General features: G+C 71.2%; 11 protein-coding genes. 2 read left to right on the top strand and 9 right to left on the bottom strand.

Going from position 1 to position 17,721, the window contains the following annotated elements:
* The 9 genes from VF665_RS09955 to VF665_RS09915 all read right to left on the bottom strand — a co-directional run.
* Positions 1–3,081, bottom strand: a 3,081-nt coding sequence (locus tag VF665_RS09955; RefSeq protein ID WP_331053270.1) for an efflux RND transporter permease subunit, incomplete at its 3' end; no start/stop codon positions are given.
* A 61-nt stretch (positions 3,082–3,142) separates the two neighbouring features.
* Positions 3,143–6,310, bottom strand: coding sequence for an efflux RND transporter permease subunit (locus VF665_RS09950; RefSeq protein WP_331053269.1), 3,168 nt, complete (start codon positions 6,308–6,310; stop codon positions 3,143–3,145).
* Between the two features lie 25 nt (positions 6,311–6,335).
* Entirely contained in the window at positions 6,336–7,685 is a 1,350-nt protein-coding gene (locus VF665_RS09945) for a TolC family protein (protein WP_331053268.1), read from the bottom strand.
* A 39-nt stretch (positions 7,686–7,724) separates the two neighbouring features.
* Positions 7,725–8,906 carry an efflux RND transporter periplasmic adaptor subunit gene (locus VF665_RS09940; protein WP_331053267.1) on the bottom strand — a complete coding sequence of 394 codons (1,182 nt, stop codon included), beginning with the start codon at positions 8,904–8,906 and terminating at the stop codon, positions 7,725–7,727.
* 163 nt (positions 8,907–9,069) lie between these two features.
* Positions 9,070–10,539: an NAD(P)/FAD-dependent oxidoreductase gene (locus VF665_RS09935; RefSeq protein WP_331053266.1), complete on the bottom strand. Its 1,470-nt coding sequence runs from the start codon at positions 10,537–10,539 to the stop codon at positions 9,070–9,072.
* Positions 10,529–11,191 (bottom strand): DsbA family protein, encoded by a 663-nt coding sequence (locus VF665_RS09930; RefSeq protein ID WP_331053265.1) that lies wholly within the window; start codon positions 11,189–11,191, stop codon positions 10,529–10,531. Before VF665_RS09930 ends, VF665_RS09935 begins: the two co-directional genes overlap by 11 nt.
* Complete coding sequence (locus tag VF665_RS09925; protein WP_331053264.1) at positions 11,188–12,333, bottom strand: hypothetical protein; 1,146 nt, start codon at positions 12,331–12,333, stop codon at positions 11,188–11,190. Before VF665_RS09925 ends, VF665_RS09930 begins: the two co-directional genes overlap by 4 nt.
* Before the next feature lie 59 nt (positions 12,334–12,392).
* On the bottom strand, positions 12,393–12,605 hold the full coding sequence (locus VF665_RS09920) for a hypothetical protein (RefSeq protein WP_331053263.1): 213 nt from the start codon (positions 12,603–12,605) through the stop codon (positions 12,393–12,395).
* Positions 12,606–12,655: 50 nt separating this feature from the next.
* Positions 12,656–12,868, bottom strand: coding sequence for a hypothetical protein (locus VF665_RS09915; protein WP_331053262.1), 213 nt, complete (start codon positions 12,866–12,868; stop codon positions 12,656–12,658).
* A 480-nt stretch (positions 12,869–13,348) separates the two neighbouring features.
* Here VF665_RS09915 and VF665_RS09910 point away from each other — a divergent pair, with 480 nt between their 5' ends.
* Both VF665_RS09910 and VF665_RS09905 read left to right on the top strand, forming a co-directional pair.
* Positions 13,349–15,421 (top strand): carbon starvation CstA family protein, encoded by a 2,073-nt coding sequence (locus VF665_RS09910; protein WP_331053261.1) that lies wholly within the window; start codon positions 13,349–13,351, stop codon positions 15,419–15,421.
* Between the two features lie 1,586 nt (positions 15,422–17,007).
* The coding region (locus tag VF665_RS09905; RefSeq protein ID WP_331053260.1) for an undecaprenyl-diphosphate phosphatase at positions 17,008–17,721 on the top strand (714 nt) is incomplete at its 3' end.

Raw genomic sequence — 17,721 nt, 5'->3', positions numbered from 1 at the left:
CACCGAGCGGCGAAGGTTGCGGCGTTCGGGGCCGCGCTCAAAGAGCAGGTAGAGCGCGGGGAGCACCGTCAGCACCAGCACGGTGCTGCTCGCCAGGCCGCCGAGAAGGGAATATCCCAGCGCGTTCCAGATGTTGGCGTCCGCCGCCTCGCTGAACAGCACCAGCGGCAGCAGGCCCAGGATGGTGACCGCGCTGGTCATCAGGATGGGGCGCACGCGCTCCAGCGTTCCGCGCAGCACCGCGTCGCGCAGCGGCATCCCGCCCCCGCGCCGAAGCTGGTTCACGTGGTCCACCAGCAGCGTGGCGTTGTTGGTCACCACGCCCCCCATCATGATCACGCCGATGAAGGCTTCGCGGCTGAAGCTGGCCCCGGTAAAGAAGAAGACCAGAAAGACGCCGATCAGCGCCATGGGCACCGTCAGCAGCACGCACAGCGGCTGGCGCAGCGATTCGAACAGGGCGGCCGTCACCATGAACACCAGGAGGAGCGAGATGCCCAGCACGCCGTAGATCTGCGTCCGTTCATCGTCCGACCACTTCCACTCCTCGCGCCCCACCAGCGTGTAGCCCGGGGGGAGCCGCGTGGCGCGGATGACGGCGGCGTGCACCTTGTCGCCCAGCTTGTTGGGGCCGCGGAACTCGTAGCTCACCGTGCGCTGGTACTGCTGGTCCTCGCGCACGATGCTGTTGAGCACCTCGCGCTCCTCCGTGCGCGCCACGTCGCCCACGCGCACGGCGCCGCCGCCCGGGCGGGGGACGAGCAGGTTCTGCAGCTGCGTCACATCCATCCGCTCGTGCCCCAGCAGCGCCACGCTGAACGTCAATTCCTCGTCGCCCAGCCGCAGCACCCCGCGCTGCCCGTTGCGCCCGATGGCGGCGTTCACCCGGCGCACCAGCTCCGCCGCGGTAATGCCGTGCGCCGCCATCCGCTCGCGGTCCACCCGCAGCACCACCTCCGTGGCCTTGTCGCGCGTGAACCACGAGCCGGACGAGTTGGTGTCCACGTCCTGGATGCGGCTGAAGCGCTTGAGCCGCCGCCCCACGTCTTCCGCGATTTCGCGCACCCGCTCGTAGTTGTAGCCCAGCACCTTGATACTGTAGTTGGGCGGCGACCCGCCCCCGCCGTAGAACGACGGCCCGTAGCCGCTCACCCGCACCTCGGTGCCGCCGTACAGGTGGCTGAACGCCTCCAGCTGCTCCTTGATGGCGACGGGAATGGAGGTCTGCTGGAGCGAATCCGGAAAGTCCACCCGCATCTGCGCCGCCTGCGGGTACACGTACGTCGTAAAGCGGGAAACTTCGGGCATGGCGGCCAGCCGCGCTTCGAACGAGCGGACGATCTGGTCCGTGCGCGCCAGCTCCTCGCCCCGCGGCATGTCGAACAGGATGCCGATGTACGACTGCTCGCTCCCCCAGGCGCGCCACACGGTGCCGCGCGTCACGTACTTGTCGAACAGCACCCACGAGCCGCCCAGCATGAGCGCGGAGCCCAGCACCGCCGCCCAGGGCCAGCGCAGCGTGCCGCCCAGCATGGCCGCGTACATCCGCAGGTACAGCGGCGGCCGCTCCGGCGCGGGGCGCTCCCGTATCCGCCGTACCCTTCCCGCCAGCAGCCGGCCGGCCAGGGCGGGCGTGAAGGTGAAGGTGACGAACAGCGATGCCACGTTGGTGAAGCCGACCACGATGGCGAGCGGCACGTAGAACAGCCGCACCTCGCCCTGCAGGTACACGAAGGGGATGAAGACGATGACCGTCGTCAGCGTCGCGGCCAGCACGGGAAGCACCATCTCGCGCGCGCCCCGCTCGGCGGCGGTCGGCGCGTCGGGTGCGGTGCGGGCGTGCGTGTACACGTTCTCCAGCACCACCACCGCGTTGTCGATGATGAGGCCGAAGCCCATGGCCAGCCCCATCAGCGTCAGCACGTTCAGCGTCAATCCGCCGAAGTAGATGAGGTTGAGGGTGATGAGCGCCGAAAAGGCGATGCTGGAAAAGACGATGGCGGCCGAGCGGACGGAGCGCAGGAAGAGGAAGAGGACGGCGAAGACGATCAGCGCGGCGGACAGCGCGCGGCCGCGCAGGTCCGTCAACTGGGCGCGCACCGCCTTGCTCTCGTCCCCGTCCAGCAGCAGGCGGGCGCCGCCGGGCAGGTGCCCGTTCAGCGCTTCCGCGCGGGCCTTGGCCGCGTCCGCCACCCTCACCACGTTGGTCCCCAGCTCCTTCACCACCTGAAAGGAGACGGCGGGGTGGCCGTTGATGCGGTACAGCGTCCGCGGCTCCTCGTACGTGTCGCGCACGGTGGCCACGTCCGCCAGCCGCACCATGCGCCCCCCGTCCGTCGCCAGCGGCAGCGCGCGCAGCTGGGCGGCCGAGCCGGCGTGCTCACGGATGGCGACCGTGTAGCGCGTCCCGGCCCGCTCCACGCCCCCGGCCTCGCGCACGTCCTCCAGGTCGCGCACGCGCTGGCGCACCGTCTCGGGCGACAGCCCCAGCGCCAGAATGCGCCCCTCGTCCAGCGCGATCTCCAGCAGCCGCGCGCGCCCGCCGAACGCCTGCACGTCGGCCACGCCGTCCACCTGGCGAAGCTCCGGCGCCACCTGGTCGTCCACCACCGTCCGCAGCGCCTCGGCGGTCAGCGGGCCCGTGAGCGTGTAGCGCAGAAAGGGCCGGTTCTGTTCCGCGAACTCCTCGGGCACGTACGCCTCCACCCGCGGCCGGCCGGCGCCCTCGGGGAGCGAGCCGTCCATGGCGGCCAGGCGCTCGCTCAGCTCCATCCGCGCAAAGTTCATGTCGGCGCCGCGGGCGAACTCCACGTCCACCACGCCGCGCCCTTCCTCGGAGGTGGAGGTCACCTTTTCCACCCCGCGCACCTGCTGCACCGCCGCCTCCAGCGGCGAGGTCATGAACGCCTCCATGACCTCCGGCGAGGCGCCCGGCCAGTTGGCGGTGACGCGCAGCCGGGGAAGCTCCGTGTCGGGCAGCAGCTCCAGCGGCACGCGGAACCACGACGCGATCCCCAGCAGCGCCAGCGCGCCGAACAGCATGGCGACCGCCACGGGGCGGCGGATGGAAAAGCCGATCATCCGCCCCGCCTTTCCGCGGGGCGCCCGTCCAGCGCCGTTTGCGCCGACACGAAGGCGGACATCAGTCCCCCGCCGCCAGGCCGGCCGGAACCGCGGGCGCGGGCTCCGCGGACGGCCCGCGCCCCATCCACGCCCCGATGCGCTCGCTCAGTTCGTCCAGCACGTCGTACGAAACGGGGATCACCACCAGCGTCAGCGCCGTCGCGGAGAGCAGGCCGCCGAACACCGCGATGGCCAGCGGCGCCTGCAGCTCGCCGCCCGGCCCGATCCCCAGCGCCAGGGGAAGCAGGCCGAGCATGGCGGTGATGCTGTTCATCACGATGGGGCGCATGCGGGCGTGGCCGGCGGCGTGGATGGCCTCGTGGCGCGTCATCCCCTGCTTTCGCGCCTGGATGATGAAGTCCACCTTGACCACCGCGTCGTTGTCCACGATCCCCACCAGGATCACCATCCCGATCAGGCTCATGGTGTTGAGCCCCGCGCCCGTCACCCAGAGCGCCACCGTGGCGCCCACCGCCGCCAGCGGCACGGCCAGCAGGACGATGAAGGGGAGCAGGAGCGACTCGAACTCTGCCGCCAGCAGCATGTACACGAGCAGGAGCGCGAGCAGAAAGGCGAAGGCAAGCCCCGTGAAGCCGCGGCGCATCTCCTCGTTCTCGCCGCCGATGTCCACCCGCAGCCCGTGCGGCGGCGGCGCGGCGGCCACCACGGCCTGAATGCGCGCCACGGCGTGGTCCACCCCGTCCGGCCCGGCGTCCGCGTGCAGCGTCACCATCCGGCTCTGGTCCATCCGCCGGATCTCGCTGGGCCCCGCGGCGTCGTGCACGCGCACCAGCTCGCGCAGAGGAACGCCCTGCACCCGCAGCTCCTGCAGCGTGGCGGGGGAGTGGCGCGCCTCGTCCGGCAGGCGCACGACGACGGGCACCTTGCGGTCGAACTCCACGAGTTCGGTGGCCACGGTGCCCTTCATGTAGCTTTCCACCGTCTGCGAAATGCGCCGCGGGTCAATGCCAAAGGCGGCGGCGCGCTCGCGGTCGATCTCCACCCGCATTTCGGGCTGGCCCAGTTCCGTCCCCAGCCGCGCGTTGGTCACCGACGGCTCGGCGGCCAGCCTGCGCTGCAGCTCGCCGGCGTAGGCCAGGGCGGCATCCAGGTTCTGTCCGCGCACGCGCACGGCCAGGTCCGCCTCCCCGCCGCCCAGCAGCCGGCCGAGCGCCGTGGCCTGCCCCGCCTCCACCGCCACCGAGCCGGAAGGGAACGACGCGAGCGCCGGGCGCAGCCGCTCCAGCGCCTCCGCCGTCGTGGCGCCGTCGCGCAGCCGCACGTCCATCACGGCGGTGTTCAGCCCGCTCTGGCGGTCGTCCATCCCCGCCACCGCCACCTGCCGGCCCACGCGCGTAAACACGGCCAGCACCGCGGGGTCCGCGCGTACCCGCCGCTCCAGCCGGGCGGTCTGGTCCGCGGTGCGCGCCAGCGGCGTTCCCTCCGGCAGCTCCACCCGGATGCGGAACGAGCCCTGGTCCACCTCCGGCAGCACCCCGCGCGGGAGGAGGAATCCCACGCCCACGCCCACCACCAGCAGAAACACGGCGAACGCCAGCGTCCGCGCCCGGTGCCGCATCGCCGAGGCCAGGGTGCGCTCGTACAGCGCGGCGAAGCGCGCGAACCCGCGGTCGAACCCGTCCAGCACCGGCGCAAAGAAGCGGGCGATGCGCCCCGTCCCCGCCCCGCGCCCCGTGTCGCCCTCCCACCGCGCGGCCAGGGCGGGGAGCAGGGTCACGGCGACCACGATGGAGGCCAGGAGCGAAAAGGCGACGGCCATCGCCAGGGCGCCCAGCAGCTCGCCGGCCACCCCCTCGATGTACACGATGGGGCCGAAGACGGCGATGGTCGTGATCGTGGACGCGGTGATGGCGCGTTGCACCTCTTCCGCGCCCAGGGCGGCGGCGGCGCGGGCGCGCAGGCCCAGCTCGCGGTGCCGAAAGACGTTCTCCAGCACCACGATGGAGTTGTCCATCAGCATCCCCACCCCCAGCGCCATTCCGCCCAGCGACAGGATGTTGAGCGACACGCCGGTGGCGTGCAGCATCGCAAAGGTGGCGATCAGGGAAATGGGGATGGCGAGGGCGATGGCGACCGGGTAGCGCGCCTCGCGAAGAAAGAGAAAGAGGACCAGAAAGGCCATGATGCCGCCCAGCAGCACCTCCTGCACCACGTTGGCGAGCGCGTCGGAGATGAAGCCGGCCTGGCTGACGGCGACCTCCATGGCCACGTCCGGATACTCCCGCCGCAGCTGGGCCAGCGTTTGGTCCACCTGCCCGGCCACGCGCACGGTGTTGGCGTCCGCGTTCTTGAACACCAGCAGCCCCACCGCTTCCTGGCCGTTGTAGCGCGCCAGCGACTCCCGCTCGCGAAAGCCGTCCTCCACCCGCGCCACGTCGCGCAGCAGCACGCGCGCGCCCGTGCTGTCCGCGCCGGGGCCGGCCGAGGCGCGGCGCAGGGGAACGTCGGCGATTTCGGACACACCGCGCAGCTCGCCCAGCGTGCGCAGCGAGTAGCGGTAGCGCCCGCGCAGAATGGTGCCGCCCGGCGCGGAGGCGTTGGACTCCTTGAGCGCCTGCGCCACATCGTCCACCGTGAGCCCGAAGCTTTCCAGCGCGCGCGGGTCCACGTGCACGTGAATCTCCCGCTCGGAGCCGCCCGTCACCTGCGCCTGCGCCACCCCGTCGATCTGCTCCAGCCGCCGCTTGAAGACGGACTCCGTGAGCTCCTTGAGGCCGGGAAGGTCGCGCCCGCCGGAGACGGAGAGCGCCATGATGGGCTCGCTGCGCGGGTCCGTCCGCAGCACCACGGGGCGCGCGGCCAGTTCGGGAAGGGCGTCGCGCACGTTGTCCAGCCGCTCGCGCACGTTCAGCGCGGCGAAGTCCATGTCCGTGCCCCACGCGAACCGGGCGGTGACGAGCGACGCGCCCTCGCGCGTGACGCTTTCCACCCCCTGCACGCCGGGCACCGTGCTGATGGCCTGCTCCACCGGCTCGGTGATGAAGCGCTCCACCTCGGCCGGGGCGGCGCCCGCGTCGGTGGTGTACACCACCAGCCGCGGGTACGCCACGTCCGGCAGCAAGTCGATGGGAAGGCGAAAAAAGGAGAGCAGGCCCAGGAACACCACGCCCAGAAAGAACATGGCGACGGCGACCGGCCGGTCGATGGCGATGCGCGGCAGCGACATGCGGCTCAGGTCCGTGGCGGCGGGGTCAGGGCGCGGCGGCGGTTTCGCCCGTGCGCTCGCGCAGCGTGGCGAGCGCCGAGGCGAACTCGTAGCGGGTGCGCAGGGCGTCGCGCTCGGCGCGGGCGGCGCGCTCCACCGCGTCGGTCAGCTCCGTGGAGGTGAGCGAGCCCACCTGGTACTGCCGCCGCGCCAGCTCCAGCCGGCGGCGGTTCAGTTCCAGCGACCGGGCGGCCAGCGCCGACGCGGCGTACGCGTTGCGCAGCTCAACGAGCGCCGCGCGAACGTCGCGCTCCACGGCCAGCCGCTCGCCGCGCGTGTCTTCCAGCGCGGCGTCGCGGCCCGCCCGCGCCGACTGGATGCGGGCGGAGTTCTGGTACTGCGAAAAGATGGGGTAGCTCAGGTTCAGGTCAAAGCTGGCCGCCTGGTCCAGCGGGTTGGGCTCCTTGAGCCCCGAGTAGTCGCTGAAGAACTGGCTGCGGCCCAGCGAGGCGCCCGCGGTCAGACGCGGCCAGCGGTTGGCGCGGGCGGCGTCCAGCCGGTACTCGGCCTGCCGCGCCGCGGCGTCCGTGCGCATCAGGCGGGGGTGCGAGGCCAGGGCGCGGGCCACCAGCGCCTCCGCGTCCAGCGACGCCGGGTCAAACGGGTCCGCCGGGCGGTCAGTGAGCGCCACCGGCGGGCCGGTGAGCACGCCCATGGACTGCCGCAGGTCAAGCTCCGTGCGTCGGGCGTCGCCGCGGGCGCGCTCCACCGCCTGCTCCTGCTCGGCCACGGTGACCTCCGCCGCCAGCACGTCCAGCGGGCCGCGCACGCCCACGCGCAGCAGCGACTGCGTGGCCGTCAGCCGCTCGCGGGCGGAGCGCAGCAGCTCCTCTTCCAGGCGGATCAGGCTGGATGCACGCACGGCGTCCCAGTAGCGGCGCTCCACCTCGCCGCGCACCCGGAGCCCTTCCGTGCCCACCCGCGCCTGGCTGGCCTGCAGCCCGGCCCGCGCCGCGCGCGCGTCCTTCTGCCGCGCTCCGCCGTCAAACAGCGTCAGCTGGCCCAGCGACAGCGACTGCTGGGCGGAGCTGCTCTTGATGTCCAGCGGGTCGTCGCGCACCACGGTGTTGCCGAACTGGTCCACGCCGGTAAAGCGGCGGCTGTAGCTGCCGCCCGTGCGCAGCCCCAGCGACAGGGAGGGCAGAAAGGCGCCGCGCGCGCGCAGCACCTCCGCCTCGGCGGTGGCCACGTCGGCCTCCGTGCGGCGGAACTGCGGGTTGTTTTCCGCGGCCACGCGCTGGGCCTCGGCCAGGGAGAGCGGAACCGTGTCCGCCTGGGCGCACAGCGCCAGCGGGGCGAGCGCGGCCAGCACCGCGCCGGTGAGCAGGGACTTCATGGTGGTCGGGAGCAGGGACGGAGAAAGCGGCGCGGGCCGTCAGTCGGGGCGGCCGCCGGCGGAGCGCACGTCGTCCACCAGCCGCACGCGGGCGTCGTGGATCAGGGTGTAGTGGCCGTCCACCAGCACGGTTTCGCCGGGGGCCACGCTGTCGGTGTCCACCCCGGACACGATCTCCACGACGGAGTCGTTCTGCAGCCCCGGGGTGACGTAGCGCCACTTGGCGGTGCCGGAGGTGCCTGATCCGTCAAAGACGAACAGCATGGTCCGCCGGTCGCGCTCCAGCAGCGCGGCGCGGGGCACCAGCACCCGGCTGGCGAAGCGGCGCGCCTCCAGCGAGACGCGGGCGTACATCCCGGGCAGAATGCGCCCGCCGGGGTTGGGGACGAGGACGGTGACGCGCGCGGTGCGGGTTCCGCTTTCCACGATGGGGTTCAGCGTCTGGATGCGCCCGGTGAAGCGCTCGCCGGGAAAGGCGGCGAAGCTCACCGTGGCCGTGTGCCCCGGGGCCAGGTGCGCCAGCTCACTTTCCAGCACCTGCACCTGCACGCGGATGGGGTCCAGCGACACCAGCGTCATCAGCTCGTCGCCCTGGCGCACCCACTGCCCGGGAACGGCCTTGAGCGAGGCCACGCGCCCGGCGAACGGGGCGGACAGCCGCGTGCGCGACAGGTCCAGCCGCGCACGGCGCACGCGCACCTCCGCCGCCTCCACCCCGCTGCGCGAGCGGGCCGCGGCCTGCCGGTCGGACCTTACCTGCGCGTCGTCGATCTGGTCGTCCAGCAGGGTAGCCTCGCGCATCTTGCCCCGCGCGTCGTTGAGCGCGGCCTCGGCCTCTTCCACGTTCAGCGCGTACTCCGCGCCGTCCAGCCCGGCCACGGTCTGCCCGGCGCGCACGGCGTCGCCCTCGCGGATGGGGAGGGAGGTCACGCGGCCGGTGACCTGCGCCACGAGCACCGTCTTCTGCCAGGCCTCGGCCTGCCCCGCGGCGCTCACCGACATCACCAGTTCGCCGCGCACGGCCCGGGTGCCCTGCACGGGGATGGCGACGTCGGTGGCGAAGGTGCCGGACGCGGAGGTCTGCACCAGCGGCGCCGGCGCGGCGTCCTTTGCCGGGGCGTCGTCGCCGGTCTTCTGCGTGCGACGGTAGATGGCGGCGCTCAGGACCGCGACCGTGGTCAGGCCCAGTACGGCGGGGGCGAGTCGGCGTCGGAGGGACATGGAAGCTACGGGAAGAGGCAGAACCAGGATCCGCGGGAGGGGCTGCAAAAGATAACCGCGGCGGGCAACAAGCACAAATGGTGTCGGAACATGCGCAGCTCGCTCCGCACGGTGCCCGGTATATCACAGACTCCGGGCGGGGCGATACCGTTGCCCGGCCGCGTCAGCGGCGGGCGGCCAGCACTTCCTGCGCGGCGCGGATTCCGGAGGCCAGCGCGCCCTGCATCCATCCCGGCGAGGTGGACGTCTGCTCCCCCGCGAAGTGAATGCGCCCCGCGGGAACGGCCAGGTGCGGCAGCAGGCGCCGCATCTGCCCGGGGCGGAACCAGGCGTAGTCGCCATGCGCCCACGGGTCCGTGTCCCACGCGTACGAGGTGCCCGTGTGCACCCGCCCGCCCGCGCCGGGAAGCACGCGCCGCACCCACGCGGTCGCGAACGCCACCCGCTCGTCCGCGCCCAGGGCCGCGGCGCGGCGCGCCCGCTCGCCCGTGATGAACGTTTCCAGCAGCGCCGTTCCGTCCCCCCGCCCCGCGTCCGCCGTGGCGATCAGCATGGCCGGCGTGTCGGTGGGCACGCTCATTCCCGCGTCCGCGCCCTCGAAGCCGCGCATCTGCAGGTAGATGCGCGTCACCGAGGTCGCGGGGAGCTGGTCCACGGCCGCGCGCTGCTCCGCCGGGAGCGCAGGGGCGATGCGGATGCGGCGCAGGGCGGGGCAGGGGAGCGCGCACACCGCCTTGCGCGCCATCGCCGACCTGGGCATGCCCCCTTCCACCCAGTCTACGCGCACGCCCCGCCCGGAGCTTTCCACCGACGTCACTTCCGCGCCGAAGCGGATGCGGCCGGAGAGGCGGGCCGCCATGGCGCGGGGGAGCCGGTCCGTCCCCCCGTCCATCACAAACGCGCCGCCGCGCCCCCCGTTGAGCGCCAGGTCGCGCAGGGCGAAGAGCGCCGACACCGCGCCGATCCCGTCGCCCCACTCTTCCAGGTACCCCAGCCGCATCACGCGCAGCGCGCCGGGCGACGCGCCCCGGGCGCGCAGCAGCGCCGCGAGGGTGCGGTTGTCGTAGCGCAGCGCGCGCGGGCCCGGCCACGACGGGTGCGCGGGGTCGCCGATCTCCTGCACCAGTTCGTCCAGGTACAGGTTGGCCATCGCTTCCGGGCTCAGCCCGCGCTCACGCGGATGCAGCGCGACGGGCCAGTCCACCGCCCCGTCCGCGTCGGCCGCCACCGTGCGCCCCGACAGGTGGTAGCGCTGCGCGGAAGCACGGCGGCGGTCCCACGCCGGCCGCAGCGGCAGCGCCAGCTCCCGCGCAAACCGCAGCGTGAGGTCGTGGTGGTCGGGAATGAACACGGCGCCGGCCTCGGCGTGCAGCCCGTCCGTGAAGGGCGTCCGCAGCGTATGCACCCGGCCGCCCGGCCGGTCCCGCGCCTCCAGCACCAGCACTTCCTTTCCGCCGGCCACCAGGTCCAGCGCGGCCGCCATCCCCGCCAGCCCGGCGCCGATCACGATGACCTCGGGGTTGGCCACCGTCTCGCCGCCCTCGCATCCGCCGGCCCAGGCGGCAAAGGAAATCGCGGCGGCGGCGGACAGGAACTCGCGCCGGTCCATTTCCGGGGCCGCCTCAGCGGTCATTCGCCGCACCCAGGATCCAGCGCTCCAGCTCGGCTTCGCTCAGTGTGCCGGGGCGCAGTTCGCCGTTGATGATGAGCGACGGGGTCACGTTCAGCTTCAGGGCCGCGGCGGCGCGGGCGTCGCGGTCCACGGCGGCCGCGGGGCGCTGCGCCCGCAGGCAGGCGCCAAAGGCGGCGGTGTCGGGGACGGCGGCCTCGGCGGCAAAGCGGTCCCACCCCCGCGTGCCGATGGCCTCCTGCCCGGCGAAGAGCGCGTCGTGGTACGCCTCGAACCGGCCCTGCTCCCCCGCGCACTCCGCGGCCATGGCGGCCGTCCGCGCATGGGGATGGATGGCGTCCAGCGGAAAGTGCCGGTACACGACGGCCACGCGGTCCGGGTGCCGCGCCCGCACGTTGCGCAGCGCCGCCTGCATCTGCGCGCAGAACGGGCACTGGAAGTCGGAAAACTCCACGACGCGCACCGGTGCCGTGGCGCGCCCCATCACCCGGCCGGTGTCCGCCAGGCGCTCCGCGCCGACGAGCCGCCGCGCCACGGACGGCGGCTCCGCCGCGCGCGCGATGAACTCGCGTTTGGCGACGGCGACCGTCATCACCACCGCGCACACCACCAGCACGCCGGTGAACAGGTGGGAAGCGAACGTCCTTCCGTTCATCGCGCCTCCTTGCCGGCCGGGCCGGGCTGAATGCGGTAGACCACCACGGACTGCACGTCGTCTTCGTCGTGGGCGATGGCGTAGGCGCGCTCGCCGCGGACGGCCAGGAGCTGCACGGACTCGGGGAGCCGCAGGGTGCCGGCGCGCCCCCGCCGGGTAAGGACGCGCCACTCCACGTCCCGCTGCTCCCGCGCGGGCGTCAGGCTCACCCAGAGCCGCTCGCGGTCGTCCACCAGAAACGACCGGAGCGCCGGCCACGTCTGCGTGCCCGTGGCGCGGAGCGCGCGCCGGACGGTCTGCGCGGAGAACGGTGCGCCGGTGAGCGCGTTCACCACGCTGTCCATCTCGTGGCGCGTCACGGGGCGCGGTTTGAAGGGCTCTGACACCGTCCACCGGGTGCGGCCGTCCAGGGCGTGCGCGGTAAAGCGCAGCGAGTCCGTCCACGCCTCGTACACGGTCCCCGCGGGCGAGACGGCGAACAGGCTGCGCCGCGCGAAGGGGTAGAAGAGGTGTCCGCGCCCCTCGCCGTTGTAGATGCGCAGGGCCTGCGGCTCGCGCAGCAGCACCAGCGAGTCGCTGCGAATGGAGGCGTCCGTGTTCAGCAGGCGCAGGATCACGGGAAGCCGGCCGCCCTGCTCACGCCCGGGAACGTCGCCCAGCGCGGTCTGGTACGCGGCCACGATGCCGCCGCCGGCCGGCTTGGCCGTAACCGGCGTCACCGCTTCCGGGCCGGGAAGGGTGGTGGTGTACGCCGGCCGCTCGCCGCCCGCGGCGTAGACCGTCACGCGCCGCAGTCCGCTGTCGTACACGTACAGGCTGTCGCGGGGCAGCACGGCGAGCGTGTTGATCCACTTGAACTCGCCCGGGCCGAAGCCCTCGCGCCCCATCCGCGCCTGCACCGAGCCGTCCGGGCGCAGCACCACGATCTGGGCGCCGTCGCCCACGAAGATGCGCCCGCGCGAGTCGACGGTCATCGCGTTGATGGCGCCGAACTCCACGGAAGGCGGCGTTCGCATCTCTTCCTGGAGCCCGGCCACCGCCGCCGGCTCGTCAGTCGTTTTCTCGCGCGGGCCGCAGGCCCATGCCGCAGCGAGCAGTGCGAGCGCCGCGACGGGTGCGAGGTTGGGTGTTCGTCTGGTCATGTTGGTGTCAGGAGGTGGATGTGCGCGGGAGGCCGGGCTCCGGCCTCCCGCGTTCAGGCCTACACGCGAATGCATCCGGTCGCGTTGATGCGGCATCCGCCTCCGCCTTCCACGCAGCAGAAGTTCTGCTTGTCTGCACTCGTGCAGCACGCCCGGTACACGGGCGAGACGTCCAGCGGATTTCGCAGCATGGTCGCTTCCGCCGGGCGGGTGAAGGACAGCCCGCCGGTGAACACGACGGCGAATGCGAGGGCGTCAAGGGTACGCTTCATGGCTCCAGCTCCCTGGTTGAAGGATGAACGACCTTCGGGATCCGCTTGTTCTACAGCGACGTGCAGCCGTCGATGGTGGCCTGGCAGCCGCCCACGTGGCAGCAGGAGTTGAGGACCTGGTCGATCCCCCACTTCACGATGCGGTACTCGCAGCAGTACATCGCGGGCGACTTCCTGTACGTGGCGCTCGCGTCGTGCGGTGTGCCCAGCAGGGCTCCGCCGAGTACGACCACGGCCAGTGCGGCAAATCGGAGCTTGTGCATGCTTCACCTCGCGTTGCGGGTGGAACGGGGACGCGTGCGCCCATTCGCACGCGCCTGCGCCGCGGAGTGCGCGGCGCCCTGCACGGTTCCGCGCGGGCGGAACGGATTGTCCACAGCGGCGCGCCCGGATTCCTGCGCGCCTTGCCTCGATCCTCGCCTTCCGGTGAGCCGCGGGCCGGGCCGATCCGGCCCCTGCCTGCGACGCGGGTGCAAGCTGCACGTGGGCCGCAACCCTTGGCAAGAACTTTCGTCAAAAGAAGCTCCGGATAGGCCACAGGTGGTCAACCCGGCCCGGATGCGGCGTTAACCGGGTCGGTTTCTTACCGTCTGTTTCCCGTTTTCGAGCCTCAGGTGGCGTTCGGCCCCGGTTCGCCGGCGCGGACGGCTCCGCCCTCTTGTTTCCGGCGGAAAGGCGCCGCACTTTCCGCAGCTCTGCCCGCTTCCTCGCCGGACCCGTCTTTCCGCCATCCGTTCCGCGCCATGCGAAACCGTCTTCCCCTGCTGGGCTGGGCCGCGGTGGGCCTGCTGGGCGCCGCCGCCCTCGGCATCATCGCCCTGCACCGCGGCGAAACCATCAACGCCGCCTGGCTGGTGGTCGCCGCCGTGTGCACCTACGCGGTGGCCTACCGCTTCTACGCCCGCTTTCTCGCCACGCGCGTGCTGGAGCTGGACGACCGGCGCGCCACCCCGGCCGAGCGGCTGGACAACCACGTGGACTTCATCCCCACCAACCGCTGGGTGCTCTTCGGGCACCACTTCGCGGCCATCGCCGGGGCGGGGCCGCTGGTGGGGCCGGTGCTGGCGGCGCAGTTCGGCTACCTGCCGGGGACGCTCTGGCTCATCGTGGGGGTGGTGCTGGCGGGGGCGGTGCAGGACTTCGTGATCCTGTTCGCCAGCATGCGGCGGGACGGCAAGTCGCTGGGGCAGATGGCGCGGGAAGAGATCAACCCGGCGGCGGGGATCATCGCCATGATCGCCGTGCTGTGCATCATGGCCATTCTGCTGGCCGTGCTGGCGCTGATCGTGGTGAACGCGCTCGCGCACTCGCCGTGGGGGCTGTTCACCATCGCCTGCACCGTTCCCATCGCCCTGCTCATGGGGTGGTGGATGCACGCGTTCCGGCCCAACCGCGTGGGCGAGGCGTCGGCCATCGGGGTGGTGCTGGTGCTGGCGGCCACCGTGGGCGGGCGCTGGGTGGCGGCCGATCCCGCGTGGGCGGCGTTCTTTACGGTCGACAAGACCACGCTGGTCTGGCTGATGGCGGGATACGGGTTCATCGCCTCCGTGCTCCCCGTGTGGGTGCTGCTCTGCCCGCGCGACTACCTGTCCACCTTTCTGAAAATCGGGACGATCACCGCGCTGGCCGCGGGCATTCTGCTCACCCTGCCGGAGGTGCGCATGCCGGCGGTCACGCAGTTCGTGGACGGAACGGGACCCGTGTTTTCCGGCAAGCTGTTCCCCTTTGCCTTCATTACCGTGGCGTGCGGCGCCATCAGCGGTTTTCATGCGCTGGTGGCCTCGGGCACCACGCCCAAGATGCTGTCGCGCGAGTCCGATGCGCGGCTGGTGGGATACGGCGCCATGCTGATGGAGTCGTTCGTGGGGGTGATGGCCATGGTGGCGGCGGGCATTCTGGACCCCGGCGTCTACTTTGCCATCAACGCGCCGGCCGGCGTGGTGGGCGGCACGCTGGAGACGGCGACGCGCACCATCGCGGCTTGGGGCTTCGTGGTGACGCCGGAGCAGATGCAGGCGCTGGCGGCTTCGGTGGGTGAGGAAACGCTGATGGCGCGAACCGGGGGTGCGCCGTCGCTGGCCGTGGGGATGTCGCAGATCTTTTCGGGGGTGATCGGCGGGCCGGGGCTGGCGGCGGTGTGGTACCACTTCGCCATCATGTTCGAGGCGCTGTTCATCCTCACGACCATCGACACCGGCACCCGCGTGGGCCGCTTCATGACGCAGGAGCTGCTGGGGTACGTGTGGAAGCCGCTGGGGCGCACCTCGTGGTACCCGTCCATCATCCTGAGCAGCGCGCTGGTGGTGGGGGGATGGGCGTACTTCCTCTACCAGGGCGTGGTGGACCCGCTGGGCGGCATCAACTCGCTCTGGCCGCTGTTCGGCATCAGCAACCAGCTGCTGGCGGCGGTGGCGCTGTGCGTGGCCACCACGGTGCTGATCAAGTCCGGCAAGGCGCGCTACGCGTGGACCACGCTGGTTCCGCTCGCCTGGCTGGCGACGGTGACGTTCACCGCGGGATGGCAGAAGGTGTTCGCGGCCGACCCCAAGCTCGGCTTCCTGGCGCAGGGCCGGGCCATCGAGAGCGCGCTGGCGGGCGGCACCCTTCCCGCCGGAGCGAAGACGATCGCCGCAGCGGAGCAGATGCTGTTCAACGCGAGGATGGACGCGGTGGTGGCGCTGGTGTTCATGGCCGTCGCGGTGCTGGTGCTCGCCGTCTCCATCCGCGAGTGGATCCAGATCCTGCGCCGCCGCAAGCCCGTGGTGATGCACGAGGCTCCGTTCGTCCCCACGCAGTTGGGCCTCGCGGGGGATTAACGATCTGGCATGCCGATACAGCAAATGCCCGGAATTCAGCCAGTGTCGATCACTCCTGCCGCTTCGAATTGTAGCGCGCCCTGCCGCGACTTATCACGTGAGGAGTGTAATTTTGTACCGTGGAAAGTTATGTCTCGTTGACAATAGTTCGCTGAGAAATCTCCAATCCAAGGAGAGACAGGCTCAGCTGGAAGCGGGTTTGCGGGCTACCGGAAAGGTATTTTGGCCGTCCGCCCTCAACGTTCTTGAGGCCTTGAAATCCCGTGATCCTGAGACACGAACTCGGTTGCTTGCTGCTCTGCATAAACTCGCGGGTGAGAACCACGTACTTACGCTGCCTGCGGAAGGCCTTCGACGGACTGCACAGGCGCTGGCGGCTGGAGCTAATACCATCGACTGGACAGAACCTCGACTCACCGGGGCATTCCGTGATCCGCGATCAGTCTCCGATGATCTTGCTGGTGAAATTAGGCAACACTTACATGCTCAACAGAGTAACTTCCGGGCCGCGCACGAGCAGGCCTCAGCCGTTCTAAGGCCACTGTTCAAGGCGGAGGGTGCTCGGGGGCGATGGCCTTCGGTCGGGCAATTTCTCGATGAAGTTTGGTCCGTACCGAGCCATCTAGGGCACTACATCGAGTCGCTTTGGACTGTGTGGAAGCTTCCTGGGTCGGCACCGGTTGAGGAACTCCTATCGCATCGATCTTGGCGCTTGTTTTTCGACGGTTGGGGAGCTACCGCATACGCCCAAATCATCGCTCACCCGCAGGGCCGTCTCGTTCAAACCAGCGATCTCCAGCAACTTGTTTATCTCGGGACAGCGCAGGGATCGATCATGGTCACCGAAGACACTGGATTCCGCTCTATGGCAGATTCGATTCTCTCCCGCCGGTATCAACTCATGCGCGTGGTCTCTCTTGCTGATGTGCTGACCTAGTGAGTTCGTCCAGAGCAGATACATTGGCGACTACAGCGCGCCTGACGGCCCGCAACAATTCTCCGATTCGTGGTACCTTACGTTCGAGGCGCGTGGCGCGGACGGGAGTGTGGCGGTTGAAGTGCACCAAGTCGTCCGCAGGCATTGGAGAGCTGCTAGCTGAGGATACGGTTCGCCACGTCTATCGCTTCCGCGAAAGGCTGGTAGGGTCGATGAGCTCGAGGAGGCCGGCGCCGCGGCATGGCGCGTCTGGCCGTCCGGCGCTGACCGGCATGGGGGTTGCCGTCGCGGCTCGCGGGGACGAAGCGGATGCGCGCACCCGGACGGCCGCGAGGCCGCACGTTGCGTGAGGGATGCGGGCCCGCAGGGGCGAGACGCCGGCGCGCCGCGCACGCAGGTGGCGGGAAGGGGACGCAGCCCGGGCGCGCCGGTGGCTCGCCGCACTTGGGCACAGCTGTATCGTGCCCTAGTGCGCCCGCAGCCCGACCCGGAGCGCAGCGGAGGGGCACGCCCGCATCCGTCCGTTCCGCCGTTCGCCGCTCCACCGTCCCCAGCGACGACAACAACCCGTGCCGCACACCCGCCGCCCGGACGCTTCACGCCACCGCTGTACCACGCCTGACCGAAAGAAGACGCCCGGATGGATGCGATGCTGCTGCTGAAGGCCGCCGTGATGGGGCTGGTGGAGGGTGCCACCGAATTCCTTCCCATCTCGTCCACGGGGCACCTGATCGTCGCCGCCCAGTGGCTCGGCTTTCACGAGTACAAGAACGCGGAAACCTTTGAAGTCTTCATTCAGCTCGGCGCCATTCTGGCCGTCGTGTGGCTGTACCGCGCCAAGGTGTTCGGCGTGCTGGCCGCCGCCCCGCGCGAGCCCCGCGCCCGCAAGCTGGTGCTGAACCTGATGATCGCGTTTCTTCCCGCGGCCCTGGTGGGCTTCGTGGCGCTGGACTACATCAAGGACGCGCTCTTCAACACGCGAACCGTGGCCATCGCGCTGGTGCTGGGCGGCATCGCCATCCTGATCATCGAGCGGTGGGTGGCCAACCGCCCGCCGCGCACCGAAACGGTGGACGACATCCGCACGCCCACGGCGCTGGGCGTGGGGCTCGCGCAGCTGCTGTCGCTCATTCCCGGCGTGTCGCGCTCCGGGTCCACCATCATGGGCGGCGTGTCGCTGGGACTGTCGCGGGTGGCGGCGACGGAGTTCTCGTTCTTTCTGTCCATTCCCATCATGATCGCCGCCAGCGGCTACGACCTGTTCAAGGCGCGCCACCTGCTGAGCGCGGCCGACGCGCCGGTGTTCGCCGTGGGCTTCGTGGTCTCGTTCGTGTCGGCCATGGTGGTGATCCGCGCCCTGATC

The organism is Longimicrobium sp., assembly GCF_036387355.1.
In the GTDB taxonomy this organism is placed as follows: domain Bacteria; phylum Gemmatimonadota; class Gemmatimonadetes; order Longimicrobiales; family Longimicrobiaceae; genus Longimicrobium.
This window is presented reverse-complemented; position numbering and strand designations above follow the sequence as displayed.